The following is a 24,510-nucleotide window of genomic DNA, read 5'->3' as shown; positions in this document are numbered from 1 at the left end:
TCGGTCAGAGCAACACCGGCGGTGCCGTGGCGGCGCGGCCGCGGGCCCGGCTGACGTGGCCGCGCCACCCGCCGACCAGCGCGAACAGGGTCCATCCCGCCGCGCCGAGCACGAGCATGCCCCGCTTCCCGTCCGGGTCCACGTCCCGCGCGTCGGCCAGTTCCACCTCGCCCCGCGGGTCGACGACCACGGTCAGCCGCTGGCCGACCCGGTAGCCGGGGGAGCTGCCCCGGTAGACCAGCGGCTCGTCGAGCCGGCCGGTGTCGCCCTGGAGGACGAACTCGTGCCGCTTGCCGACGGTCTCCACGTCGGCGATGGTCACCTGCTGGGCGACGCCCCGTTCCCGGAGCACCGATTCCGGGGCGAGTTGCACGGCGCCCACCAGCACGAACAGGGCCGGCACCACCGACAGGAGGGTCAGCCACCAGCCCCGGTGCAGCAGGCGCAGGCCGACCGCGAAGGCGAGGCAGCCGGCCAGGCCGACGCTGATCGGCACCGCGATCGGCAGTCCCACGGTGAGGTGACCGACCACCGTGGTCACGGCGATCACGGCGAGCCCGAAGCCGACCAGCACGGCGGTCGCCGTGAGGGACCAGAGGGCGGAGCGGGCGCCGGCCACGCGCACGGGGATGGGCGAGGGCGATACGACTGACACGCCGAGAGCGTAGGCGGGCGACGCCAGCGTTCCGGTTCCCGCAGTGGCGTTTCGAGTCGACCACCATCCGTGACGTGTAGAACGTTGCGTACTACACTTGCCTCATGGAGCAGATCGCCGTCCGGGAGCTGAACCAGCACACCAGCCGGGTGCTGGCGCGGGTGCGCGCCGGTGAGACGGTCGAGGTGACCGATCGGGGTGAGCCGATCGCCCGCCTCGTCCCGGTGCTGGCCGGCGACGCGCTTCTCGGCCGGTTGGTGGCCGAGGGCCGGGCCACTGCCCCGACCACGACCGGCCCGGTCCCGATGCCGCCGGTGCTCGGTGATCCCGAGGTGGACGCGGCCGCCGCGCTGGTCGAGGCGCGCGACGAGGAACGCTGGTGATCTACCTCGACTCGGCGGCGGTCATCAAGATGCTGCGGCGGGAGGCGGAGACGCCGGATCTGCTCGGCTGGCTGAACGAGCGCGCCGGCACCGCCCTGGTGTCGTCGGCGCTCGTCGAGGTGGAGGTGCCGCGGGCGTTGCGTCGTGCCGCTCCACAGGCGCTGGTGGGTGTCCCCTCGGTGCTGGGACGTCTCTACCGGGTCGAGATCGACGCCACGGTCCGGGCAACCGCGGGCGCGTATCCGGAACCGATGCTGCGCAGCCTGGATGCCGTCCACCTCGCCACCGCCGAGGTCCTGGCCCGGCAGGCGGCCGCCGAGTTCGTCGCGTTCGTCACGTACGACAAGCGGCTGCTGGAGGCGGCCGAGGCGATCGGGCTGCCGGTTGCCAGTCCGGGCATGCCCTGACCGGGTGGGTCTCTCGTCACCGGGTGAGGAGTGGCGTTTCCCGCCGTCGGGCCCGCGACGTACGCTCGGGGATGTGACGGCGAACCGGGAGATCGACGACATCCTGCAACGCGGCGCGGACGGCGGGCGCATCACGCCCGAGGAGGCGCTGCTGCTCTACACCGACGCGCCCTTCCACGCGCTGGGCGAGGCGGCCGACGCGGTACGGCGGCGCCGCTACCCGGACAACATCGTCACGTACCTGATCGACCGCAACATCAACTACACGAACGTCTGCGTGACGGCGTGCAAGTTCTGCGCGTTCTACCGGGCCCCCAAGCACAAGGAGGGCTGGACCCACCCGACCGAGGAGATCCTGCGCCGCTGCGGCGAGGCGGTCGAGCTGGGCGCCACCCAGGTCATGCTCCAGGGCGGGCACCACCCGGACTACGGCGTCGAGTACTACGAGGAGCTGTTCTCCTCGGTCAAGAAGGCGTACCCGCAGCTCGCCATCCACTCGATCGGCCCGAGCGAGATCCTGCACATGGCCAAGGTCTCCGGCGTGAGCCTCGACGAGGCCATCGCCCGGATCAAGGCCGCGGGCCTGGACTCGATCGCCGGTGCCGGCGCCGAGATGCTGCCGGACCGTCCGCGCAAGGCGATCGCGCCGCTGAAGGAGTCCGGCGCCCGCTGGCTGGAGGTCATGGAGCTGGCGCACCGGCAGGGCCTGGAGTCGACCGCCACCATGATGATGGGCACCGGCGAGACCAACGCCGAGCGCATCGAGCACCTGCGGATGATCCGCGACGTGCAGGACCGCACCGGCGGCTTCCGGGCCTTCATCCCGTGGACGTACCAGCCGGAGAACAACCACCTCAAGGGCCGCACCCAGGCGACCACGCTGGAATACCTGCGGCTGGTCGCGGTGGCCCGCCTGTTCTTCGAGACGGTGCCGCACCTGCAGGCGTCCTGGCTGACCACCGGCAAGGACGTCGGGCAGCTCGCGTTGCACATGGGCGTGGACGACCTCGGCTCGATCATGCTGGAGGAGAACGTCATCTCCTCGGCCGGCGCCCGGCACCGGTCCAACCTGCACGAGCTGATCGGCATGATCCGGTCGGCGGACCGGATCCCGGCCCAGCGGGACACGCTCTACAACCGGCTCGCGGTGCACCACACGCCCGCCGACGACCCGAGCGACGACCGGGTGGTCTCGCACTTCTCGTCGATCGCGCTGCCCGGCGGCGGGGCCGGGAAGTCACTGCCGCTGGTCGAGGTCAACTGACCCGGTTCCGCCGTTCGGCCGGTCGGGGTTCGTCGTGCGGCCGGAGCTCCGCCCGTTTCCGGTGAAGCTTCGGCCAGGGGTCTTCACCTGCGTGATCACCGGCGGCTAGCCTGCCCGCGCGACACCACCGATCCGGGCCGCGAGCAGGCAGGTAACAGGTCGGCGGCGACCCGGTCGAGCACGGCCCGGTGAGCCGACGACGCCATTACGCTTGCGGCGTCCGTCGGACCGTCGTCCTCCATCGGCCCATGAGGGCCGTTCACATAACGCACCGCGGCAGGGGCGGGATGGGTGACCATCCCGCCCCTGCCGTCTGCCGGGACCGATGACAACAGCGCGGTGTGCAGGTCGCCCTGACCGCGTACCCGGGGACAGGCGGGGGCGGCGCGGCTGGCAGAGTGGAGGGGTGAGCCGTACCCCGCAGGGCCAGCGCGCCAGCCTGGACAAGCAGCCGCACGAGGTCGCCGCGATGTTCGACGGTGTCGCGGCCCGCTACGACCTGACGAACACCGTCCTGTCGTTCGGGCAGGACCGGTCGTGGCGGCGGGCCACCCGGGCGGCGCTCGGGCTGCGGCCGGGCGAGCGGGTGCTGGACGTGGGCGCCGGCACCGGTGTGTCGACCGAGGAACTGGCCCACTCCGGGGCGTACGCGGTCGGCGCGGACCTGTCGCTGGGCATGCTGCACGCCGGCAAGCGCACCCGTCCGTCGGTGCCGCTGCTGGCCGGGGACGCGCTGCGGCTGCCGTTCGCCGACGCCAGCTTCGACGCGGTGACCATCTCCTTCGCGCTGCGCAACGTCAACGACACCGACGCGGCACTGGCCGAGCTGGCCCGGGTGACCCGGCCGGGCGGGCGCCTGGTGGTGTGCGAGTTCAGCACGCCGGTGAACCCGGCGTTCCGGACCGTCTACCTGTCGTACCTGATGCGGTCGTTGCCGGCGGTGGCCCGCGCGGTGTCGAGCAACCCGGACGCCTACGTCTACCTGGCGGAGTCGATCCGGGCCTGGCCGGACCAGGCGGCGCTGGCCGCGCGGATCGGGGCGGCCGGCTGGGGCCGGGTCGCCTGGCGCAACCTCACCGGCGGCGTCGTGGCGCTGCACCGGGCCGTCCGAAACTGACCGTCCGGCCAGCGGAAGCTGGTCATTTCGTGAATATCCGATTCTGGTCTACTTTGTCCCGTAGGCTCGCCCCCATGACGGGACCAGACCAGGCCGCCACCGACGACGACGCCGCCGAGCTGATCGCGCAGCTCCGCGAGCTGGCCGGCGCGGATCCCGCCGACGTACGGCAGGTCGTCGCCGAGGTGCTGGCCGCGCTGGACCGGGCCGCCGGTGGCGCGTTGCGCGACCACCTGCCCGAGGCGATCCGCCTCGACGCCGGGCTCGGACCGGCCGCGCCGGCGCGCCCGTGACCGGTCTCGACGCTCTTACCGGCGCGTTTCCGCGAAGTTAGGCCCCCCTCAGCGCGTACTGGTGTAACGCCGGTCATAGACTCCAACCGGATCGGCTTGTGAAGCATTTCACGAGCATGCGGGAGGAGGCGCGGATGACCGCGGTGGAGAACGACGCCGACGTCATCGTCGTGGGCGCCGGTCCCGGAGGATCGGCCACGGCGTACCACCTGGCGCGGCACGGCGTACGCGTGCTGCTGCTGGAGAAGACGGAATTTCCCCGGGAGAAGGTCTGCGGCGACGGGCTCACGCCCCGCGCCGTGCGGCAGCTGATCCGGATGGGCGTGGACACCTCGCCCGAGGCGGGCTGGCTGCACAACAAGGGCCTGCGGGTGATCGGCGGCGGCATACGCCTGGAGCTGGACTGGCCCGACCTGGCCAGCTTCCCCAACTACGGCCTGGTGCGCACCCGGCTCGACTTCGACGACCTGCTCGCCCAGCGCGCGGTCGCCGCCGGGGCGAAGCTCCAGACCAGCGTCAACGTCCTCGGGCCGGTGCTCGGCGCCGACGACCGGGTCATCGGCGTGCAGGCCGAGGTCGGCCCGGACAAGGAACCCGCCACGTTCCACGCTCCGCTCGTGGTCGCCGCCGACGGTGTCTCCGGCCGCTTCCCGCTCGCCCTCGGGCTGGCCAAGCGGGAGGACCGCCCGATCGGCGTGGCGGTCCGCCGCTACTACCGTTCGCCCGCCAAGCACGACGACGACTACCTGGAGTCCTGGCTGGAGCTGCGGGCCAAGGGCAGCGACGCGCTGCTGCCCGGCTACGGCTGGATCTTCGGCCTCGGCGACGGCCGGGTGAACGTCGGCCTGGGTGTCCTCAACTCCTCCTCGGCGTTCGGCAAGACGAACTACCGCAAGCTGCTCACCGACTGGCTGGCGAACACCCCCGAGGACTGGGGGATGACCGACGAGTCCAACGCGGAGGGTCCGATCCTCGGTGCCGCGCTGCCGATGGGCTTCAACCGGGTCCCGCACTACACCCGCGGCGTGCTGCTCGTCGGCGACTCCGGCGGCATGGTCAACCCCTTCAACGGCGAGGGCATCGCGTACGCGATGGAGTCCGGCGAGATGGCCGCGGAGGTCCTCGTGCAGGCGCTCGCCCGCCCGGCCGGCGCGGAGCGGGAGCGGGCGCTGATGGCGTACCCGCAGGAGCTGAAGGCCCGCTTCGGCGGCTACTACCGGCTCGGCGGCGTCTTCGTGAAGCTCATCGGCCGCCCCGAGATCATGCGGATGGCGACCAAGCACGGCATGCCGCACCCGATGCTCATGCGCTTCGTGCTCAAGCTGCTGGCCAACCTGACCGACCCGCGCGGCGGGGACGCGATGGACCGGGTCATCAACGCGATGACGAAGGTGGCCCCGGCCGTGTAGGAGACGACCGGCCCGAGGCCCGACGCCCACGAGCCGGACAGAGATCGACCCCCGCCGACCGAGGTCGTGAGGGACGTGAATAGTGTGATTTTGGCCAACCACCGAGGTCAGGGAAGGACGAGCAGGGGACAACGATGACGCTCTCTCCTTACGCACCCATCATCGGGCTGTTCGCCCTCGCTGCGGCGTTCGCGCTGTTCTCCGTGGCCGCTGCCCGACTCGCCGGCCCGCGGCGTCTGAACAAGGCCAAGCTCGAGGCGTACGAGTGTGGCATCGAGCCGAGCCCGCAGCCGGTCGGCGGCGGCCGGTTCCCGATCAAGTTCTACCTGACGGCGATGCTCTTCATCGTCTTCGACATCGAGATCATCTTCCTCTACCCCTGGGCGGTCTCCTTCGACGCCCTGCCGATCTTCGGCTTCGTGGAGATGGTCCTGTTCATCGTCGCGGTCTTCGTCGCCTACGCCTACGTCTGGCGTCGCGGCGGCCTGGACTGGGACTGAGGAGGTAGCAGATGGGCATCGAGGAGAAGCTCCCCTCCGGCGTCCTGCTCACCAGCGTCGAGAAGCTGGTCAACTGGACGCGGAAGACCTCGGTCTGGGGCGCCACGTTCGGTCTGGCCTGCTGCGCCATCGAGATGATGGCGGCGGGTGGCCCGCACTACGACATGGGCCGCTGGGGCATGGAGGTCTTCCGGGCCTCGCCCCGTCAGGCGGACCTGATGATCGTGGCCGGCCGGGTGAGCCAGAAGATGGCTCCGGTCCTGCGCCAGATCTACGACCAGATGGCCGAGCCCCGCTGGGTCATCTCGATGGGCGTCTGCGCCAGCAGCGGCGGCATGTTCAACAACTACGCCATCGTGCAGGGCGTCGACCACGTCGTCCCGGTCGACATGTACCTCCCCGGCTGCCCGCCCCGGCCGGAGATGCTCATCGACGCGGTGCTCAAGCTGCGCGAGAAGATCATGCACGAGCCGCTGGGCCCGAACGGCCGCAAGATGGCGGAGGCCCGCCTGGCGCGCGGTGACGTGCCGGTGGTGCCGTACGGCTCGATGCCCTCGTCGTACCGCAGCGACAAGGCCCGGCGTGCCGAGTGGACGAAGGCGGTCCGCGAGGGGCGTGAGGAGCAGCTTCGGATCGAGAACTGGATGAAGGCGCAGAACCACCTTCAGGCGTCGCATAGGGGCCCGAAATGACCGCACCGAACGACAAGAACAACGACGGCGGGGTGCCGGTACCCACCACCCCGGCCGGTGCCAGCTCCACCGCCCCGGCGGAGTACCCGCCGGCCAGCCCCGCCGGCCGGGGCATGTTCGGCAACCAGGGGACCGGCGACGTCTCCGGCTACGGCGGCCTGGTCCGCCAGCGCAAGCCGATCGAGGAGGCGGCCCGGCCGTACGGGAGCTACTTCGACGAGGTGCGGGACGCGCTGGAGGAGGCGTACCCGGACTTCGGCGACGCGATCGAGAAGGTCGTGGTCGACCGGGGCGAGCTGACCCTGCACGTCCGCCCGGAGCGGATCGCGGAGGTCTGCCAGGTGATGCGCGACGACCTCGCGCTGCGCTTCGAGCTGTGCTCCTCGGTGTCCGGCGTGGACTACCTGGGCGCGCAGGAGCGCCGCCTGCACGTGGTCTACCACCTGACCTCGATGACCTACCGCCGCAGCGTCCGGCTGGAGGTGGCGGTCTCCGCCGAGGAGCCGCACGTCCCGAGCGTCACCGCCGTCTACCCGACCGCCGACTGGCAGGAGCGGGAGACGTACGACATGTTCGGCGTCGTCTTCGACGGCCACCCCGCCCTGACCCGGATCCTCATGCCGGACGACTGGGAGGGGCACCCGCAGCGCAAGGACTACCCGCTGGGCGGCGTCCCCGTCGAGTACAAGGGTGCGGAGATCCCCCCGCCGGACCGTAGGAGGTCGTACCAATGACCACGTCGAACTACGCGACCGAGCGCGAGACGACCGAGGGCAAGGTCTTCACCGTCACCGGCGGGGACTGGGACGAGGTCGTCTCCGGCACGGACCCGATCAACGACGAGCGGATCGTCGTCAACATGGGCCCGCAGCACCCGTCCACCCACGGCGTGCTCCGGCTGGTCCTGGAGCTGGAGGGCGAGACGGTCCGCGAGGCCCGCTCGGTCGTCGGCTACCTGCACACCGGCATCGAGAAGAACCTGGAGTACCGCAACTGGGTCCAGGGTTCGACGTTCGTGACCCGGATGGACTACCTCTCGCCGCTGTTCAACGAGACGGCGTACGCGCTCGCGGTGGAGAAGCTGCTCGGCATCACCGACGACATCACCGAGCGGGCCACCACCATCCGCGTGCTGATGATGGAGCTCAACCGCGTCTCGTCGCACCTGGTCTGGCTGGCGACCACCGCCATGGAGCTGGGCGCGATCAACATGATGCTGTACGGCTTCCGCGAGCGGGAGTACGTCCTCGACATCTTCGAGACCATCACCGGCCTGCGGATGAACCACGCGTACGTGCGGCCGGGCGGCGTGGCGCAGGACGTGCCGGACGACGCGATCCGCAAGATCCGCGACTTCCTCAAGCTGATGCCGAAGCGGCTCAAGGAGTACGAGAACCTGCTGTCCGGCCAGCCGATCTGGCTGGAGCGTACGCAGCACGTGGCGGTGCTCGACGTGACCGCCTGCATGGCGCTCGGCGTCACCGGCCCGGTGCTGCGTTCCGCGGGCCTCGCCTGGGACCTGCGCAAGACCATGCCGTACTGCGGTTACGAGACGTACGAGTTCGACGTGCCGACCCACACCGACGGTGACGTGTGGGGCCGCTACCTGGTGCGGGTGGCGGAGATCCGCGAGTCGCTGAAGCTGATCGAGCAGGCGGTGGACCGCCTGAAGCCCGGCCCGGTGATGGTGTCCGACAAGAAGATCGCCTGGCCGGCGCAGCTCGCCATCGGCGTGGACGGCATGGGCAACTCGCTGGAGCACGTCGCCAAGATCATGGGTCAGTCGATGGAGTCGCTGATCCACCACTTCAAGCTCGTCACCGAGGGCTTCCGGGTTCCGCCGGGCCAGGTGTACGTCGGCATCGAGTCGCCCCGCGGCGAGCTGGGCGTGCACGCGGTGTCCGACGGGGGCACCCGGCCCTACCGGGTGCACTACCGGGAGCCGAGCTTCGTCAACCTCCAGGCCCTCCCGGCGATGGCCGAGGGCGGCCTGATCGCCGACGTGATCGCCGGCGGCGCCTCGCTGGACCCCGTGATGGGTGGTTGTGACCGATGAGCTTTTCCGAAACGACTCGCGCCCGGGCGCGGGAGATCATCGCCCGGTACCCGGCGGACCGGTCCCGCTCGGCGCTGCTGCCGCTGCTGCACCTGGTCCAGTCCGAGGAGGGCTACGTCTCCCCGGCCGGTGTCGAGTTCTGCGCCGAGGTGCTCGGGCTCAACAAGGCCCAGGTCGGCGCCGTCGCCACCTTCTACACCATGTACAAGCGCAAGCCCACCGGTGACTACCTGGTGAGCGTCTGCACCAACACGATGTGCGACGTGCTCGGCGGGCAGAAGGTCTACGACGCCCTCGCCGAGCACCTCGGCGTCGGGCACGAGGAGACCACCGCCGACGGGAAGATCACCCTGGAGCACGCCGAGTGCCTGGCGGCGTGCGACTACGGCCCGGTCATGACTGTCAACTACGACTTCTTCGACAACGTGGAGCCGCAGGCCGCGCTCGACGTGGTCGAGGAGCTGCGCGCCGGCGGCCGGCCGATGCCGACCCGTGGCGCGCGGCTCTGCACGCTGAAGGAGATGGCGGTCCAGCTCGCCGGTTTCGCCGACGAGCGCGACGGCGCGGTCGCCGACGGCGGGCCGGGCGAGCCGAGCCTGCGCGGTCTGCGCCTGGCCGAGCAGCACGGCGTCTCGGTGCCGGGCTTCGACCCGAAGACGCCGATCCGCAGCAAGGCCGAGGCCGACCGGGCTGCCGCCGAGGAGAAGGCGAAGGCCGAGGCCGCGAAGCCGGCCCCCGCGCCCGCGCCGGCCAAGGCCGTCGAGCCGGCCAAGCCGGAGGCGGCCACCGGCAGCACCGCGCCGGACGTGAAGGCGCCGGACGCCAAGTCACCGCAGGTGCGTACCGCCGAGACCCGGCAGCCGGACGCGGGCACCGCGGTGCCGGACGCGCCCGGCACGAAGATGCCGGTGGACGGCCCGGCCCCGGCGCCCCGCGACGCGCGGGCGGCGGAGGCGGCCGGCGCGGCGGCGAACCCGCCGGCCGGCGACGGCAAGCCCGCCGGCGACGCGGCCGGCGCGCAGGAGCGCAACCTCAAGGAAGCGGAATCCGGTACGCGCGCGGACGGCGCCGACCCGGCGGACGCGAGCGGAACGGGGGTCCGGAAGTGACCACTCCTCGGCCGGAGACGCTGGCCAAGCTCACGCCGGTGCTCACCAAGCGCTGGCTCTCGCCGGACGCGTGGCGGCTCGGCACCTACGAGAAGCTGGACGGCTACGCCGCCCTGCGCAAGGCGCTCAAGGCGCACCCGGACGACCTGATCCAGCTGATCAAGGACTCCGGACTGCGCGGCCGGGGCGGCGCGGGCTTCCCGACCGGTCTCAAGTGGGGGTTCATCCCGCAGGGCGACGGCAAGCCGCACTACCTCGTGGTGAACGCCGACGAGGGCGAGCCGGGCACCTGCAAGGACCTGCCGCTGATGACCCACGACCCGCACTCGCTGGTCGAGGGCGTCATCATCGCCTCGTACGCGATCCGGGCCAACCGGGCGTACATCTACATCCGCGGTGAGGCGGTGCACGCCGCCCGGCGGCTGCGCAGCGCTGTCGACGAGGCGTACGCCAAGGGTTATCTCGGCCGGAACGTCCTCGGCTCGGGCTTCGACCTGGACCTGGTGGTGCACTCGGGCGCGGGGGCGTACATCTGCGGTGAGGAGACCGCGCTGCTGGACTCGCTGGAGGGCTTCCGCGGCCAGCCCCGGCTGCGCCCGCCGTTCCCGGCGACCCACGGCCTGTACGCCAGCCCGACCGTTGTCAACAACGTCGGCACCATCGCCAGCGTGCCGTACATCGTGCTCGGTGGCGCGGACTGGTGGAAGACGATGGGCACGGAGAAGTCGTCCGGCCCGATGATCTACTCGCTGTCCGGCCGGATCGCCAACCCCGGCCAGTACGAGTGCTCGATGGGCATCACGCTGCGCGAGCTGATCGAGCTGGCGGGCGGCATGAAGCCCGGGCACAACCTGAAGTTCTGGACCCCGGGTGGCTCGTCGACGCCGCTGCTGACCGCCGAGCACCTGGACGTGCCGCTGGACTTCGAGGGGGTGGCGGCGGCCGGCTCGATCCTGGGCACCACGGCCACGCAGATCTTCTCCGACCAGGACTGCCCGGTGTACGCGACCTACCGGTGGCTGGAGTTCTACCACCACGAGTCGTGCGGCAAGTGCACCCCGTGCCGTGAGGGCAACTACTGGATGGTCCGGGTCTACCGGCGCATCCTGGCGGGCCAGGGCACCCACGAGGACCTGGACACCCTGCTCGACACCTGCGACAACATCCTCGGCCGCTCGTTCTGCGGTCTGGGTGACGGCGCGACCAGCTCGGTGACCTCGTCGCTGAAGTACTTCAAGCAGGACTACCTCGACTACATCGAGGGACGTACCGCGCCGAAGCTCTCCGACAAGTCTCTGGTTGGAGCTCACTGATGACCGACGTAGCCAAGCAGACCGAGACCGTCACGCTGACCATCGACGGCGTCGAGGTCACCGCGCCCAAGGGTGCGCTGCTGATCCGCGTCGCCGAGCAGCTCGGCACCGAGATCCCGCGCTTCTGCGACCACCCGCTGCTGGCCCCGGCCGGCGCCTGCCGGCAGTGCCTGGTGGAGGTGGAGGGCCAGCGCAAGCCGGTCGCCTCCTGCACCCAGACCGTCGCCGACGGCATGGTGGTGCGCACGCAGCTCACCTCCCCGGTCGCCAAGAAGGCCCAGGAGGGGGTGATGGAGCTGCTGCTCCTCAACCACCCCCTGGACTGCCCGATGTGCGACAAGGGCGGCGAGTGCCCGCTGCAGAACCAGGCGATGTCCACCGGCCGGACGGACTCGCGGTTCCACGAGCACAAGCGGGAGTACCCGAAGCCGCTGCCGATCAGCACCCAGGTGCTGCTCGACCGCGAGCGCTGCGTGCTCTGCCAGCGGTGCACCCGGTTCTCCGAGGAGATCGCCGGGGACAAGTTCATCGACCTGATGGGACGCTCCTCGCACGAGGAGATCAACATCTACCGGGACGACGCGTACGGCGAGGAGGGCGACGAGGGCGACGTCCCGTTCAACTCGTACTTCTCCGGCAACACCGTGCAGATCTGCCCGGTGGGCGCGCTGACCGGCGCCCAGTACCGGTTCCGGGCCCGCCCGTTCGACCTGGTCTCCACGCCCAGCGTCTGCGAGCACTGCTCGGCCGGCTGCGCCCAGCGCACCGACTGGCGGCGCGGCAAGGTGCTGCGCCGGCTGGCCGGCGACGACCCGGCGGTGAACGAGGAGTGGAACTGCGACAAGGGCCGCTGGGGCTTCCAGTACACCCGCGCGTTCGACCGGATCAGCACGCCGATGGTGCGCGACGAGAAGACCGGTGAGCTGCGCGAGGCGTCCTGGAGCGAGGCGCTCACCCGGGCCGCCGAGGGGCTGCGCGCGGCCCGCGACGGCGCGACCGGCACGGCGGTGCTGACCGGCGGCCGGCTCACCGTCGAGGACGCCTACGCGTACGCGAAGTTCGCCCGGATCGCGCTGCACACGAACGACATCGACTTCCGGGCCCGCCCGGTCTCCCGCGAGGAGGCCGACTTCCTGGCCAGCAGCGTCGCCGGGGTCACCGACGTGACCTACACGGACGTGGAGAACGCGCCCGCCGTGGTGCTGGTCGGCCTGGAGCCGGAGGAGGAGTGCCCGATCCTCTTCCTGCGGCTGCGCAAGGCGTACCTGAAGAAGAAGCTCACCGTGTACGCGATCGCGCCGTTCGCGACCCGCGGCCTGGAGAAGCTCGGGGCGAAGCTCGCCCGGGTGGTGCCCGGCGAGGAAGCAGGCGTGCTGGCCGAGCACGCCACTGTGGCCGAGGCGCTGGGGCAGCCCGGGGCGATCCTGATCGTCGGCGAGCGCCTGGCCGAGGTGCCGGGCGGGCTGTCGGCGGCGGCGGACGTCGCCCGGCGTACCGGTGCCCGTCTGGTCTGGGTGCCGCGGCGCGCGGGTGACCGCGGTGCTGTCGACGCGGGCTGCCTGCCCAACCTGCTCCCCGGCGGCCGGGTCGTCACCGAGCCGGCCGCGCGCGCGGAGCTGGGCGAGGCGTGGGACATCCCGGCCGGGGTGATCCCCAGCCAGGCCGGCCGCGACACCGACGGCATCCTCACCGCCGCCGCGAACGGCCAGATCGGCGCCCTGGTGGTGGCCGGCGTCGACCCGGCCGACCTGGCCGACCCGCGCCTGGCCGAGTCCGCGCTGGACGCGGTGCCGTTCCTGGTCAGCCTGGAACTGCGGATGAGCGCGGTGTCCCGCCGCGCCGACGTGGTCCTGCCGGTCGCGCCGGTGGTCGAGAAGGCCGGCAGCTTCCTGGACTGGGAGGGCCGGCTGCGCACGTTCGAGAAGGTGCTGGACACCGGCGCGATGACCGACGCCCGGATCCTCGACGCGCTCGCCGCGCAGCTCGACGTGCGGCTGGGCACCGGGGACGTGCCGAGCATCCGGCGCGAGCTGGGCGCGCTGCCGCGCACCCGGGTCGAGCGACCGTCGGCGCCCTCGGTCGAGCCGGCCGCCGTGCGGCAGCCCGGACCGGGCGAGGCAGTGCTCGCCACCTGGCACCAGCTGATCGACCTGGGCAGCCTCACCGACGGCGACGAGCACCTCGCGGGCACCGCCCGCACGCCGGTGGTCCGGCTGGGCAAGGGCACCGCCGAGGCGCTGGGCGTCGCCGACGGTGACCCGGTCACTGTCGGCACCGACCGCGGCGCGATCACGCTGCCGGCGGCGATCACCGAGATGCCCGACGGCGTCGTCTGGCTGCCGACCAACTCACCCGGCTCCACCGTGCGGCGTGGCCTCGGCGCGACGTCCGGCGACGTGGTGAGCGTCTCCGCAGTCGGGAACGAAAGGTGGGTGCAGTGAACCCCGTCATCCTCGCGGCGCAGGACCCGACGCTTGCCGACTTCGGCAAGGACCCGTGGTGGCTGGTCCTCGGCAAGATCCTGTTCGCGTTCGTCGTCGCCGTGGCGGCCACGCTGCTCGGCGTCTGGTTCGAGCGCCGGGTAGTGGGCCGCATGGCGGTGCGGCCCGGCCCCAACCAGGCCGGCCCGTTCGGTCTGCTCCAGACGCTCGCCGACGGCGTGAAGCTGGCCTTCAAGGAGGACATCCTCCCGCGCAAGGCCGACAAGGTCGTCTACTTCTTCGCCCCGGTCATCTCGGTGGTCTGCGCGGTCACCGCGCTGTCGGTGATCCCGTTCGGTCCGATGGTGAGCATCTTCGGGCACCGGACGCCGCTGCAGGTCACCGACGTGTCGGTGGCGGTGCTTGTGGTGCTGGCCTTCTCCTCGCTCGCCGTGTACGGCATCGTGCTCGGCGGCTGGGCCAGCGGCTCCACGTACCCGCTGCTCGGCGGCCTGCGCTCGGCGGCCCAGCTGGTCTCGTACGAGGTCACGATGGGCCTGAGCGTGGTCGCGGTGTTCATGACCGCCGGCACCATGTCGACCAGCGGGATCGTCGCCGCGCAGGGTGACGGCACCCGGCTGAGCATCGGCGGCTTCGACCTCGCCGCGCCCGGCTGGTACGCGATCCTGCTGCTGCCCAGCTTCATCATGTTCTTCATCGCCATCGTCGGTGAGACGAACCGGGCGCCGTTCGACCTGCCCGAGGCGGAGTCGGAGCTGGTGGCCGGTTTCCAGACCGAGTACAGCTCGCTGAAGTTCGCGCTGTTCATGCTCAGCGAGTACGTCGCGATGGTGACCATGTCGGCGTTCACAGTGACGCTCTTCCTCGGCGGCTGGCACGCGCCGTGGCCGATCACGATCTGGTCGGGCGCCAACGAGGGCTGGTGGCCGATGCTGTGGTTCTTCGGCAAGGTCATCCTGCTGGTGTTCGTCTTCGTCTGGCTGCGCGGCACGCTGCCCCGGCTCCGGTACGACCAGTTCATGCGCTTCGGCTGGAAGGTGCTGCTGCCGCTGAACCTGGTCTGGATCATGGTGCTCGCCGGGCTGCGCTCGATCGAGGACTGGCAGACCAGGGACCGGCTGCTCGTCACCGCCGTCGGCGCGGGCGTGCTGCTGCTGGCCACGCTCTTCTGGCCGTCGCGGAAGAAGGAGCCGAAGCCGTCGCTCCAGGAGCAGGCGGACACCCGGCCGTACGGCAGCTTCCCGCTGCCGCCGATGGATCTTCAGGTTCCGCCGAGCCCGCGTACGAAGCGCGTGCTCGCCGAGCGGGAGCCGGCCAACGTGGTCGCCGGCCCGGACTCCAGGGAGGTGTGACGTGGGCGCGATCACCGGAACGTTCAAGGGCTTCGGTGTCACCTTCTCGCACATGTTCAAGAAGGTCGTCACCACCGACTACCCGTTCAAGCCGCCGGTCTCGGCGCCGCGCTACCACGGGCGGCACATCCTCAACCGGCACCCGGACGGGCTGGAGAAGTGCATCGGCTGCGAGCTGTGCGCCTGGGCCTGCCCGGCCGACGCGATCTACGTGGAGGGTGGCGACAACACCGAGGAGCAGCGCTTCTCCCCGGGTGAGCGGTACGCCAGCACCTACCAGATCAACTACGCCCGGTGCATCTTCTGCGGGCTCTGCATCGAGGCCTGCCCGACCCGTTCGCTCACCATGAGCAACGAGTACGAGCTGGCCCGGGACAACCGGCAGGACCTGATCTTCACCAAGGAGCAGCTGCTCGCGCCGCTGCTCGAAGGCATGGAGCAGCCGCCGCACCCGATGCGGCTGGGCGACAGCGAGAAGGACTACTACGTCGGCGCGCTCACCAACCCGGGCACCTCGGCCGGCGCCGAGCGCTCGCCGATGGGCCCCGGCCGGTACCAGGTGGAGGAGCACCCCGGTGTGACCTTCCCCGGCGCCGAGCAGGCCGAGCAGCGGTCCGCCGCCGCGGCGGGCAAGGGAGGCAAGGCATGACCTCGGCTACGGTGCTCGCCGCCGCCGGCCAGGTGTCCGGGGGTGAGGAGGTCACCTTCTGGATCCTCGCGCCGCTGGCCCTGCTCGGGGCGATCGGCATGGTGTGGGCCCGCAACGCGGTCCACTCCGCGCTCTGGCTGGTGCTGACCATGCTCTGCCTGGGCGTGTTCTACGTGCTCCAGGCCGGGCCGTTCATCGGCATGGTGCAGATCATCGTCTACACCGGCGCGATCATGATGCTGTTCCTGTTCGTGCTGATGCTGGTCGGCCGGGACGCGTCCGACTCGCTGATCGAGACGCTGCGCGGCCAGCGGGTCGCCGCAGTGGTCCTCGGGCTCGGCTTCGCCGGCCTGGTCGGCACCGGCCTCTACCGGGCGCTCGACGGCGTCCAGGCGGTCGGGCTCGACCAGGCCAACGGCGAGGGCAACGTCCAGGGCATCGCCCGGCTGCTGTTCACCAAGTACGTCTTCGCCTTCGAGCTGACCTCGGCGCTGCTGATCACCGCCGCCGTCGGCGCGATGGTGCTGGCGCACGTGGAGCGGCGCAAGGCGGACCGGATGGACCAGATCGCCACCATGAAGGCGCGGTTCCGCCCCGGCAACTACCCCGGACCGAAGCCCGGCCCGGGTGTCTACGCCACGTCCTCCTCGGTGGCCACCCCGGCCCGTCTGCCCGACGGCCGGCTGACCGACCGCAGCATCCCGGAGATCATGCCGGTGCGTGAGCTGACGGCCGAGGAGACCGCACCGAAGGGGACTGATCGGTGAGCGCGAGGAGTGCAGCGAAGCGGAGCCCCGCAGTCGCGAACGAAAGGCTGGCACGGTGACCCCGGACTACTACCTCATCCTCGCGGCGGTGCTGTTCACCATCGGCGCCGTGGGCGTGCTGGTCCGGCGCAACGCGATCGTGCTGTTCATGTGCATCGAGCTGATGCTCAACGCGGCCAACCTGACCCTGGTCACGTTCAGCCGGATCAACGGCGACCTGAACGGCCAGATCATGGCGTTCTTCGTGATGGTGGTGGCGGCGGCCGAGGTCGTGGTCGGGCTCGCGATCATCATGGCGATCTTCCGGACCCGGCGCTCGGCCAGCGTCGACGACGCCAACCTGCTGAAGTACTGAGGGGCTCGTGGTGGAACAGATTCTGACGATCGCCCAGTCTGAGCCAGCCGAAGCCGTCACCTTCGCCACGGCGGACGGGATGCTGGGCAGTGTCTGGCTGCTGGTGGCGATCCCGCTGGTCAGCGCGGCGATCCTGCTGCTGCTCGGCAAGCGGGCCGACCGCTGGGGCCACTGGCTGGGCGTGGGCGCCATCGGCGCCGCCTTCGTGCTCGGGCTCACCTACTTCTTCCAGCTCCGCGGCCTGGAGAACAAGCAGGTCGAGCTGAGCCTCTGGGACTTCATCGCGGTCGGTGGCCTGCGGGTGGACTTCGGTCTGCTCTTCGACCCGCTGGCCGCGGTCTTCGTCCTGCTGATCACCGGGGTGGGCTTCCTGATCCACCTCTACGCCGTGGAGTACATGGCGCACGACGCGGGCCGGCGGCTGTTCTTCGCGTACTTCAACCTGTTCGTCGCCGCCATGCTGCTGCTGGTGCTCGGCAACAACTACGTGATGCTCTACTTCGGCTGGGAGGGCGTCGGCCTGGCGTCGTACCTGCTGATCTCCTTCTGGTACGGCCGGCCCAGCGCGGCCACCGCCGGTAAGAAGGCGTTCCTGATGAACCGGGTCGGCGACGCCGGCCTGGCCATCGGCATCTTCATCATGTTCGCCATGCTCGGCACCACCCAGTACGACGAGGTGTTCAACGGCGTCGGCTCGCTGACCTCGACCACCGTGCTGGTGCTCGGCCTGCTGCTCCTGCTCGGCGCGGCCGGCAAGTCCGGCCAGTTCCCGCTCCAGGCGTGGTTGCCGGACGCGATGGAGGGCCCGACCCCGGTGTCGGCGCTCATCCACGCGGCCACCATGGTGACCGCGGGCGTCTACCTGATCGCCCGCTCCAACGCGATCTTCTCGGCCAACGAGACGCTCCAGCTCGTGGTGGTCAGCGTCGGCGCGCTCACGCTGCTGATGGGCTGCATCATCGGCGCGGCCAAGGACGACATCAAGCGGGTGCTGGCCTGGTCGACAGTGAGCCAGATCGGCTACATGTTCCTGGGCGTCGGTCTCGGCGGTGCCGCGTACGCGCTGGCCATCGTGCACCTGCTGGCGCACGGCTTCTTCAAGGCCAACATGTTCCTCGGCGCCGGCTCGGTCATGCACGGCATGAACGACCAGGTGGACATCCGCCGCTTCGGCGGGCTGTCGAAGTACATGAAGGTCACCTGGCTGACGTTCATGATGGGCTGGCTCGCCATCATCGGCATGTTCCCGTTCTCCGGCTACTTCTCCAAGGAGCCGATCATCGTGGCCGCGTTCGAGCGGGAGGGCTGGACGGCCTGGCTGTTCGGCATGGCCGCACTGCTCGGCGCCGGGCTCACCGCGTTCTACATGACGCGGCTGTTCGTGCTCACGTTCCACGGCCCGAAGCGCTGGACCGAGGACATCGAGCACCCGCACGAGTCGCCGAAGCTGATGACCGTCCCGCTGATCCTGCTGGCGATCGGCTCGGTCGGCGCGGGCTTCCTGCTCGCCACCTCCGTGCCGGACTGGCTCACCGCCACCAACGGGCTCGGCGCGGAGAGCGGGGAACACGCGCCGGTGCTGGCGCACTGGCTGCTCACCGCGCTGTCGCTGCTGGTCACCGTGCTGGGCGCCGGGCTGGCCTGGTTCCTGTTCCGGGGCGGCACGGCCACCGAGCCGCAGCCGGCCGGCGTGGTGGTCACCGCCGCGCGGCGGAACCTCTACACGGACGCCTTCAACGAGGCGGTCTTCGAGAAGCCGGGCATCTTCCTCACCCGGGCGCTGGTGTTCCTCGACAACCGGGGCGTCGACGGGCTGGTCAACGGCCTGGCCGCCGCCGTGGGCGGGGGCTCGGGCCGGCTCCGGCGGCTCCAGACCGGCTTCGTGCGGTCGTACGCGACCTCGATCCTGACCGGCGCGCTGCTCGTGGTGGCGGCGTTCCTGGCGGTGCAGGCGGGGTGGCTGGCGTGATCGACCTCAACGCGGCCGCCCCCGCCGGCGGGCCACGCAGTCACGACGGAGGTAAGGCCGAATAATGTCCAACTTCCCGTTCCTCTCGGTGCTGACCGTGGCGCCGCTGGTCGGCGCCCTGGTGGTGGCACTGCTGCCCCGCAGCCGCCCGGACCTCGCCAAGCTGGTGGCGTTCGGCTGGTCGCTGCTGGTGCTGGTGCTGTCGGTGGTGATGTGGTTCGCCTTCTCCGCCGGTGGTGACCGGTTCCAGTTCCGCGAGTCGTACCCGTGGATCCCGAACTGGGGCGTGAACTTCACCTTCGAGGTGGACGGCATCGCGCTGGTCATGCTGATGCTGATCGCGATCCTGGTGCCGCTGGTGATCCTGGCGTCCTGGCACGACGCCGAGGCGTCGAAGCGCTCGGTGCCCGCGTACTTCGCGCTGCTGCTCGTCCTCGAATGCACGATGATCGGCGTCTTCGCCGCCGCCGACGTCTTCCTGTTCTACGTGTTCTTCGAGGTCATGCTGGTGCCGATGTACTTCCTGATCGGCAGCTACGGCGGCCACCAGCGGCAGTACGCGGCGGTGAAGTTCTTCCTCTACTCGCTGGTCGGCGGTCTGTTCATGCTGGCCGCGGTCATCGGCCTCTGGGTGGTCGGCGGGAAGACCTTCGACTGGCAGGCGCTGAGCCAGGCGGAGTTCGCCACCGACACGGCCCGCTGGCTGTTCCTCGGCTTCTTCGTCGCCTTCGCGATCAAGGCGCCGTTCTTCCCGTTCCACACCTGGCTGCCGGACGCCGGTGGCGCGGCCCCGGCCGGTGCCGCCGCGCTTCTGGTCGGCGTGCTGGACAAGGTCGGCACGTTCGGCATCCTGCGCTACTGCCTCCCGCTGTTCCCGGAGGCGTCGCGGTGGTTCGCGCCGTGGGCGCTGGCGCTCGGCGTCATCGGCATCATCTACGCCGCGCTGCTGGCGGTCGGCCAGAACGACCTGAAGCGGCTGGTGTCGTACACCTCGATCGCGCACTTCGGGTTCATCGGCGTCGGCATCTTCGCGTTCACCACCCAGGCCGGCACCGGCGCGGTGCTCTACATGCTCAACCACGGCCTGGCCACCGGCCTGCTGTTCCTGGTGGTCGGCATGCTGATCGCCCGGCGCGGCTCGGCGCTGATCAGCGACTTCGGCGGCGCGGGCAAGCTGGTGCCGGTGCTGGCCGGCGTGCTCTTCTTCGCCGGTCTCGCCTCGCTGGCGCTGCCGGGCACCGCGCCGTTCGTCTCCGAGTTCCTGGTGCTGATCGGCACGTTCACCGTCAACAAGCCGGTCGCGGTGATCGCCACGCTCGGCATCATCCTGGCGGCCGCGTACGTGCTGTGGATGGTGCAGCGCACCACGCAGGGCACGCTGAACCCGGCGCTGACCGAGGTCGAGGGCATGCGCCGCGACCTCACCCTGCGCGAGAAGGTGGTCGTCGCGCCGCTGATCGCGCTGATCGTGCTGCTCGGCTTCTATCCCAAGCCGGTCACCGATGTCATCAACCCCGCCGTCCAGGCGACCATGCAGGACGTCGGCAAGTCCGATCCCGCCCCTGAGGTCGGCAGCGTCCAGGAGGCTGCGAAGTGAGTGAACTGAGGCTGCCGTCGATCGACTACGCGGCGCTCGCTCCCATCCTGATCATGCTGGGCGCGGCGCTGCTCGGGGTCCTGGTCGAGGCGTTCGTGCCGCGCCGCCTGCGCAACGCGGTGCAGCTCGGGCTGGCCCTGGTGGCGATGCTCGCCGCGATCGTCATGGTGATCCTGAACTCCGACGACCGGCTGATCACCATCGGCGGCGCCATCGCGATCGACGGCCCGACGCTGTTTCTCCAGGGCGCCATCCTGGTGCTCGCCGTGATGGCGCTGCTGCTCGTCGGCGAGCGCACCGTGGAGCGGGGCGGCGCCTTCGTGGCGCACGCCGCCGTCACCGCCGAGTCGGCGGAGGACCGCCGGCAGGCCGAGGGCGTCGGTGGCGCCACCGAGGTCTACCCGCTGATGTCGTTCGCGATCGGCGGCATGCTGATCTTCGTGGCGGCGAACGATCTGCTGACCATGTTCGTCGCGCTGGAGGTCTTCTCCCTGCCGCTCTACCTGCTCTGCGCGCTGGCCCGCCGCCGGCGTCTGCTGAGCCAGGAGGCGGCGCTGAAGTACTTCATGCTCGGCGCGTACGCCTCGGCGTTCTTCCTGTTCGGTGTCGCCCTGATCTACGGCTTCACCTCCGGGATCCCGGGCCGCGGGGCCGGCGTCGACTTCGCCACCGTGCACGCCGCGGTCACCGAGTCCCCGTCCAGCCCGGTGCTGCTGTTCGCCGGCATGGCGCTGCTCGCCATCGGCCTGCTGTTCAAGGCCGCCGCCGCGCCGTTCCACGTCTGGACGCCGGACGTCTACCAGGGAGCGCCGACCCCGGTCACCGGCTTCATGGCGGCCTGCACCAAGGTCGCCGCGTTCGGTGCGCTGCTGCGCGTCTTCCACGTCGCGTTCGCCGGGGCGTCCTGGGACTTCACCCCGGTGCTCGGCGCGATCGCGGTGCTGACCATGCTGGTCGGCGCGGTGCTGGCGGTCACCCAGACCGACATCAAGCGCCTGCTGGCGTACTCGTCGATCGCGAACGCCGGTTACCTGCTCGTCGGCGTGCTGGCGCCGAGCCGCGAAGGGCTCTCCGGCACCATGTTCTACCTGGCGGCGTACGGCTTCTCGGTGCTCGCCGCGTTCGCCGTGGTGACGCTCGTTCGCGACGCCGACGGGGAGGCCACCCACCTGTCCCGCTGGGCCGGGCTGGGCCGCCGATCGCCGTTCTTCGCGGCGATCTTCACGTTCATCCTGCTGGCCTTCGCCGGTATCCCGCTGACCAGCGGCTTCACCAGCAAGTTCGCGGTCTTCGGCCCGGCCCTGGAGGCGAACCAGGCGTGGCTGGTGATCGCCGGCGTGCTGACCAGCATGGTGCTGGCGTTCCCGTACCTGCGGGTCGTGGTGATGATGTGGCTGTCCGAGCCGGGCGAGTCCACCCCGACGGTGACCGTGCCGGGCGCGCTCACCTCGGCCGCGCTGGTCATCGGCGTGCTCGCCACGCTGGTCCTCGGCGTGGTGCCCGGCCCGCTGCTCGACCTGACCACCGGTGCCGCCGAATTCGTCAGATGACAGAGGTGATCCCACCGGGGGCCGGTACGCCGTGGCGTACCGGCCCCCGGCCCGTATCCCCGTCGACGAGCAGGTCGAACGGGTGTGGCATGGTTGAGGACGTGGCGAACCCGGCTGGCGAGCGTTCAGGTCAGTTCGGCGCGCTCGGCCTGCACCTCGCCGACCCGCGCGTCGAAGCCTCAGTGCTGGGCGTGCTCGACCGGGTCGAGGCGAGCCTGCGGGCGAGCGTGGCGAGCGCCGATCCGCTGGTGACCGAGGCGTCCCGGCACCTGGTCGAGGCCGGCGGCAAGCGGTTCCGTCCGCTGCTGGTGGCGCTCGGCGCCCAGTTCGGCGAGCCGGACGCCCCCCAGGTCGTCCCCGCCGCCGTGGTGATGGAGCTCACCCACCTGGCGACGCTCTACCACGACGACGTGATGGACGAGGCCGCAGTGCGGCGCGGCGCCCCGAGCGCCAACTCCCGCTGGACCAACTCGGTGGCCATCCTGGTCGGCGACTACCTGTTCGCCCGCGCCGCCGACATCGCCGCCGACCTGGGGCCCGAGGCGGTACGCCTCCAGGCGCGCACGTTCGCCCGGCTGGTGCACGGCCAGATCGCCGAGACGGTCGGCCCGCGCGACACCGACCCGGTCGCGCACTACCTGCACGTGATCGCCGAGAAGACCGGCTCGCTCATCGCCACGTCGGCCCGCTTCGGCGGCATGTTCGGCGGTGCGGCGCCCGAGCACGTCGAGGCCCTGGCCGCGTACGGCGAGATCATCGGCGTCGCGTTCCAGCTCTCCGACGACCTGCTGGACATCGCCAGCGAGTCGGTCCAGTCGGGCAAGACGCCCGGCACCGACCTGCGCGAGGGCGTACCGACCCTGCCGGTGCTCTACGCGATGGCCTCCGACGACGCGGACGCGGCGAGCGTGCGGCTGCGCGAGATCCTGGCCACCGGCCCGCTGGTGGACGACGCGCTGCACGCCGAGGCGCTGGGCCTGCTGCGGGAGTCCCCGGCGCTCAAGCGCGCCCGGGAGACGGTGCGCAGCTACGCGGAGGACGCACGGGCCCGGCTGGCTCCGCTCCCCGAAGGCCCGGCCCGCCGCGCGCTGGAGTCCCTCTGCGACTACATCGCCGACCGCACCAGCTGACCCACCCCTCACCGCCCGCTCGGGCCCTCACCGCCCCCTCGGGCCCTCACCGCCCGCTCGGGCCCTCGTCGATCATGAGGTTGACGGTCGCCCGCCCGGCGTGTCGCGCCGCTAACTTCATGATCGTCGCGATGGGGTGCGGAGCGGGCGGGGCGAGCGGGGGCGGGGTGGTCAGGGGAGGGCGGGGGTGGGGGGGCGGAGTAGGAGGCGGGCGCCCAGCAGCAGCAGGAGGGCGGCCAGGAGCATGGCGACGGCAGCCGTCAGCCACATCGCCGAATAGCCCGCCGCGCCGGCCAGCGCGCCCAGGCCGAGCGGCCCCAGGCAGCCGCCCGCGTACACGCCGGTCTGGGTGATCGAGGTCGCGGCGGCCGGTGCCTGCGGGTGCAGCCGGACCACGGCGAAGTTCATCAGCCCCGGCCAGGCCCAGCCGAGGCCGAAGCCGAGCACCACACCCGCGATCAGCGGCGCCGAGCCGGCCACCGCGAGCAGGATCAGGCCGATCGAGCCGGTCAGCAGCATCCCGGCGATCAGTCCGACGTGCCCGCTGGTGCGCCGGTCGGCCAGCCAGCCGAGGCCCACCCGGGCGAGCACGCACACCACGCTGCCCAGGGTCAGCGTCAGCCCGGCCAGGCCGGGGGAGAGCCCGCGCGCCGCCGACGAGTCGACCAGGAACGTGCCGAGGGCGTTCGCCGCCGCCGCCGCGAGCGTCGCGGCCAGCCCGATCACCACGAGCGGGCCGGTGCCTCCGTCACGGCGGCCGGAGGCGGTCCGGGCCCGCCGGTCCCGTCCGGCCCGGGGTACGGCCGGCAGCGCGGCGAGCGCGGCCACCGCGGCCGCCACGAAGGCCCAGCGCCAGCCGGCGGTGAGCGCGACTGTGGGGACCGCCAGACCGGCCAGCAGCGTGGCGGCCGGTACGGCGGCCTGCTTGACGCCGAACGAGAGGCCCTGCCGGTGGGCGGGTACGTGCTCGGCGAGCGCCGCGTTGCTGGCGAGCTGCCCGAGGGCGTTGGCGGCGGCGCTGAGGGCCAGCAGCGCCACCAGGACCGGGTACGACCGGGCCAGCCCGGCCACTGCCAGCAGCGAGGCGGCGGAGAGGAGGATGGCGGCCCGGGCGACCGGGGCCGGGCCGAAGCGCTCGACCAGGGCGCCGGAGGGCACCGAGGCGAGCGCGCTCACGCCGAAGTAGATCGAGACGGCCAGGCCCAGCCCGGCCGGGCTGAAGCGGAGTTCGTCCGCGAGCTGTACGGCGAGCCCGCCGACCAGGAAGACGGGCAGGACGCACACGATCGTGGTGAGGGTGGCGCCGGCGCCCACGGAGACGGCGTGTCGGGCCTTCGGCGGGTCGGTTCGCGAAACAAGTTCGGTCATCGCGAGCACACCTTACGCCGCAACGTTTTGGCTGCTCATCGTGTCCGTCGGCACACGGTCTGTGCCCGGTCTTCTGGCGTCCTCCATCCGAACAGGCATTTCGCACTCGGCCGGTTTTTCATATGGTGTAAGTC

Annotated in this window: 23 protein-coding genes; 21 read left to right on the top strand and 2 right to left on the bottom strand. The window is 71.3% G+C overall.

Annotated features, from left to right (window positions below):
- Window positions 1-4 precede the first annotated feature (4 nt).
- Window positions 5-655 carry a hypothetical protein gene (locus tag Q3W68_RS06630; RefSeq protein ID WP_302904579.1) on the bottom strand — a complete coding sequence of 217 codons (651 nt, stop codon included), beginning with the start codon at window positions 653-655 and terminating at the stop codon, window positions 5-7.
- Between the two features lie 104 nt (window positions 656-759).
- Between Q3W68_RS06630 and Q3W68_RS06625 the strand changes: the two genes are divergently transcribed.
- From Q3W68_RS06625 to Q3W68_RS06525, 21 genes are all read left to right on the top strand, one after another.
- On the top strand, window positions 760-1,038 hold the full coding sequence (locus Q3W68_RS06625; protein ID WP_302904578.1) for a type II toxin-antitoxin system Phd/YefM family antitoxin: 279 nt from the start codon (window positions 760-762) through the stop codon (window positions 1,036-1,038).
- Window positions 1,035-1,445, top strand: a complete 411-nt coding sequence (locus Q3W68_RS06620) for a type II toxin-antitoxin system VapC family toxin (protein ID WP_302904577.1) — start codon at window positions 1,035-1,037, stop codon at window positions 1,443-1,445. Before Q3W68_RS06625 ends, Q3W68_RS06620 begins: the two co-directional genes overlap by 4 nt.
- Before the next feature lie 73 nt (window positions 1,446-1,518).
- Entirely contained in the window at window positions 1,519-2,709 is a 1,191-nt protein-coding gene (mqnC, locus tag Q3W68_RS06615) for a cyclic dehypoxanthinyl futalosine synthase (RefSeq protein ID WP_030500766.1), read from the top strand.
- Window positions 2,710-3,115: 406 nt separating this feature from the next.
- Window positions 3,116-3,826, top strand: a complete 711-nt coding sequence (locus Q3W68_RS06610) for a demethylmenaquinone methyltransferase (RefSeq protein ID WP_013283598.1) — start codon at window positions 3,116-3,118, stop codon at window positions 3,824-3,826.
- 74 nt (window positions 3,827-3,900) lie between these two features.
- The gene (locus Q3W68_RS06605; RefSeq protein ID WP_030500769.1) at window positions 3,901-4,119 is read left to right on the top strand and encodes a hypothetical protein; all 219 of its coding nucleotides are present in this window, start codon (window positions 3,901-3,903) and stop codon (window positions 4,117-4,119) included.
- Window positions 4,120-4,253: 134 nt separating this feature from the next.
- On the top strand, window positions 4,254-5,528 hold the full coding sequence (locus Q3W68_RS06600) for a geranylgeranyl reductase family protein (RefSeq protein ID WP_302904576.1): 1,275 nt from the start codon (window positions 4,254-4,256) through the stop codon (window positions 5,526-5,528).
- Between the two features lie 134 nt (window positions 5,529-5,662).
- Entirely contained in the window at window positions 5,663-6,028 is a 366-nt protein-coding gene (locus Q3W68_RS06595) for an NADH-quinone oxidoreductase subunit A (protein WP_013283601.1), read from the top strand.
- 11 nt (window positions 6,029-6,039) lie between these two features.
- Complete coding sequence (locus Q3W68_RS06590; protein ID WP_091414517.1) at window positions 6,040-6,720, top strand: NADH-quinone oxidoreductase subunit B family protein; 681 nt, start codon at window positions 6,040-6,042, stop codon at window positions 6,718-6,720.
- Window positions 6,717-7,454 carry an NADH-quinone oxidoreductase subunit C gene (locus Q3W68_RS06585; protein ID WP_302904575.1) on the top strand — a complete coding sequence of 246 codons (738 nt, stop codon included), beginning with the start codon at window positions 6,717-6,719 and terminating at the stop codon, window positions 7,452-7,454. Before Q3W68_RS06590 ends, Q3W68_RS06585 begins: the two co-directional genes overlap by 4 nt.
- Window positions 7,451-8,776 carry an NADH-quinone oxidoreductase subunit D gene (locus Q3W68_RS06580; protein ID WP_302904574.1) on the top strand — a complete coding sequence of 442 codons (1,326 nt, stop codon included), beginning with the start codon at window positions 7,451-7,453 and terminating at the stop codon, window positions 8,774-8,776. Before Q3W68_RS06585 ends, Q3W68_RS06580 begins: the two co-directional genes overlap by 4 nt.
- Complete coding sequence (gene nuoE, locus Q3W68_RS06575; protein ID WP_302904573.1) at window positions 8,773-9,885, top strand: NADH-quinone oxidoreductase subunit NuoE; 1,113 nt, start codon at window positions 8,773-8,775, stop codon at window positions 9,883-9,885. The genes Q3W68_RS06580 and nuoE overlap by 4 nt, the downstream gene beginning before the upstream one ends.
- Window positions 9,882-11,198, top strand: coding sequence for an NADH-quinone oxidoreductase subunit NuoF (nuoF, locus tag Q3W68_RS06570; protein WP_030273593.1), 1,317 nt, complete (start codon window positions 9,882-9,884; stop codon window positions 11,196-11,198). Before nuoE ends, nuoF begins: the two co-directional genes overlap by 4 nt.
- Window positions 11,198-13,639: an NADH-quinone oxidoreductase subunit G gene (locus Q3W68_RS06565; protein WP_302904572.1), complete on the top strand. Its 2,442-nt coding sequence runs from the start codon at window positions 11,198-11,200 to the stop codon at window positions 13,637-13,639. The genes nuoF and Q3W68_RS06565 overlap by 1 nt, the downstream gene beginning before the upstream one ends.
- Complete coding sequence (gene nuoH / locus Q3W68_RS06560) at window positions 13,636-14,991, top strand: NADH-quinone oxidoreductase subunit NuoH (protein WP_302904571.1); 1,356 nt, start codon at window positions 13,636-13,638, stop codon at window positions 14,989-14,991. The genes Q3W68_RS06565 and nuoH overlap by 4 nt, the downstream gene beginning before the upstream one ends.
- A gap of 1 nt (window position 14,992) precedes the next feature.
- Window positions 14,993-15,640, top strand: coding sequence for an NADH-quinone oxidoreductase subunit NuoI (nuoI, locus tag Q3W68_RS06555; RefSeq protein WP_013283609.1), 648 nt, complete (start codon window positions 14,993-14,995; stop codon window positions 15,638-15,640).
- The gene (locus tag Q3W68_RS06550) at window positions 15,637-16,407 is read left to right on the top strand and encodes an NADH-quinone oxidoreductase subunit J (RefSeq protein ID WP_282312301.1); all 771 of its coding nucleotides are present in this window, start codon (window positions 15,637-15,639) and stop codon (window positions 16,405-16,407) included. The genes nuoI and Q3W68_RS06550 overlap by 4 nt, the downstream gene beginning before the upstream one ends.
- Before the next feature lie 55 nt (window positions 16,408-16,462).
- Window positions 16,463-16,762 (top strand): NADH-quinone oxidoreductase subunit NuoK, encoded by a 300-nt coding sequence (gene nuoK, locus Q3W68_RS06545; RefSeq protein WP_013283611.1) that lies wholly within the window; start codon window positions 16,463-16,465, stop codon window positions 16,760-16,762.
- Between the two features lie 79 nt (window positions 16,763-16,841).
- A complete protein-coding gene (nuoL, locus tag Q3W68_RS06540; RefSeq protein ID WP_302904973.1) occupies window positions 16,842-18,731 on the top strand; it encodes an NADH-quinone oxidoreductase subunit L in 1,890 nt (629 codons plus the stop codon).
- 64 nt (window positions 18,732-18,795) lie between these two features.
- Window positions 18,796-20,328, top strand: coding sequence for an NADH-quinone oxidoreductase subunit M (locus tag Q3W68_RS06535; protein WP_013473559.1), 1,533 nt, complete (start codon window positions 18,796-18,798; stop codon window positions 20,326-20,328).
- Window positions 20,325-21,878, top strand: a complete 1,554-nt coding sequence (gene nuoN, locus Q3W68_RS06530; RefSeq protein ID WP_302904570.1) for an NADH-quinone oxidoreductase subunit NuoN — start codon at window positions 20,325-20,327, stop codon at window positions 21,876-21,878. Before Q3W68_RS06535 ends, nuoN begins: the two co-directional genes overlap by 4 nt.
- Before the next feature lie 89 nt (window positions 21,879-21,967).
- Window positions 21,968-23,008 carry a polyprenyl synthetase family protein gene (locus Q3W68_RS06525; protein ID WP_302904569.1) on the top strand — a complete coding sequence of 347 codons (1,041 nt, stop codon included), beginning with the start codon at window positions 21,968-21,970 and terminating at the stop codon, window positions 23,006-23,008.
- A 171-nt stretch (window positions 23,009-23,179) separates the two neighbouring features.
- Here the strand turns inward: Q3W68_RS06525 and Q3W68_RS06520 are convergent, their stop codons facing one another.
- Complete coding sequence (locus Q3W68_RS06520) at window positions 23,180-24,376, bottom strand: MFS transporter (protein WP_302904568.1); 1,197 nt, start codon at window positions 24,374-24,376, stop codon at window positions 23,180-23,182.
- Window positions 24,377-24,510 lie beyond the last annotated feature (134 nt).

Source organism: Micromonospora sp. C28ISP2-4, from assembly GCF_030519385.1.
In the GTDB taxonomy this organism is placed as follows: Bacteria; Actinomycetota; Actinomycetes; order Mycobacteriales; family Micromonosporaceae; genus Micromonospora; species Micromonospora tulbaghiae.
Note: the sequence above shows the minus strand (reverse complement) of the source record. Positions and strands in the feature narration are given on the sequence as shown.

Excerpts from the sequence above, each read along its gene's own strand:
- Q3W68_RS06585 (WP_302904575.1), top strand. The coding sequence starts at position 6,717 with ATGACCGCACCGAACGACAAGAACAACGACGGCGGGGTGCCGGTACCC.
- Q3W68_RS06550 (WP_282312301.1), top strand. The coding sequence starts at position 15,637 with ATGACCTCGGCTACGGTGCTCGCCGCCGCCGGCCAGGTGTCCGGGGGT.
- nuoE (WP_302904573.1), top strand. The coding sequence starts at position 8,773 with ATGAGCTTTTCCGAAACGACTCGCGCCCGGGCGCGGGAGATCATCGCC.
- nuoL (WP_302904973.1), top strand. The coding sequence starts at position 16,842 with ATGCTGGGCAGTGTCTGGCTGCTGGTGGCGATCCCGCTGGTCAGCGCG.
- Q3W68_RS06525 (WP_302904569.1), top strand. The coding sequence starts at position 21,968 with ATGGTTGAGGACGTGGCGAACCCGGCTGGCGAGCGTTCAGGTCAGTTC.
- Q3W68_RS06600 (WP_302904576.1), top strand. The coding sequence starts at position 4,254 with ATGACCGCGGTGGAGAACGACGCCGACGTCATCGTCGTGGGCGCCGGT.
- Q3W68_RS06590 (WP_091414517.1), top strand. The coding sequence starts at position 6,040 with ATGGGCATCGAGGAGAAGCTCCCCTCCGGCGTCCTGCTCACCAGCGTC.
- Q3W68_RS06625 (WP_302904578.1), top strand. The coding sequence starts at position 760 with ATGGAGCAGATCGCCGTCCGGGAGCTGAACCAGCACACCAGCCGGGTG.
- Q3W68_RS06605 (WP_030500769.1), top strand. The coding sequence starts at position 3,901 with ATGACGGGACCAGACCAGGCCGCCACCGACGACGACGCCGCCGAGCTG.
- Q3W68_RS06520 (WP_302904568.1), bottom strand. The coding sequence starts at position 24,376 with ATGACCGAACTTGTTTCGCGAACCGACCCGCCGAAGGCCCGACACGCC.
- Q3W68_RS06535 (WP_013473559.1), top strand. The coding sequence starts at position 18,796 with ATGTCCAACTTCCCGTTCCTCTCGGTGCTGACCGTGGCGCCGCTGGTC.
- Q3W68_RS06595 (WP_013283601.1), top strand. The coding sequence starts at position 5,663 with ATGACGCTCTCTCCTTACGCACCCATCATCGGGCTGTTCGCCCTCGCT.
- Q3W68_RS06580 (WP_302904574.1), top strand. The coding sequence starts at position 7,451 with ATGACCACGTCGAACTACGCGACCGAGCGCGAGACGACCGAGGGCAAG.
- Q3W68_RS06565 (WP_302904572.1), top strand. The coding sequence starts at position 11,198 with ATGACCGACGTAGCCAAGCAGACCGAGACCGTCACGCTGACCATCGAC.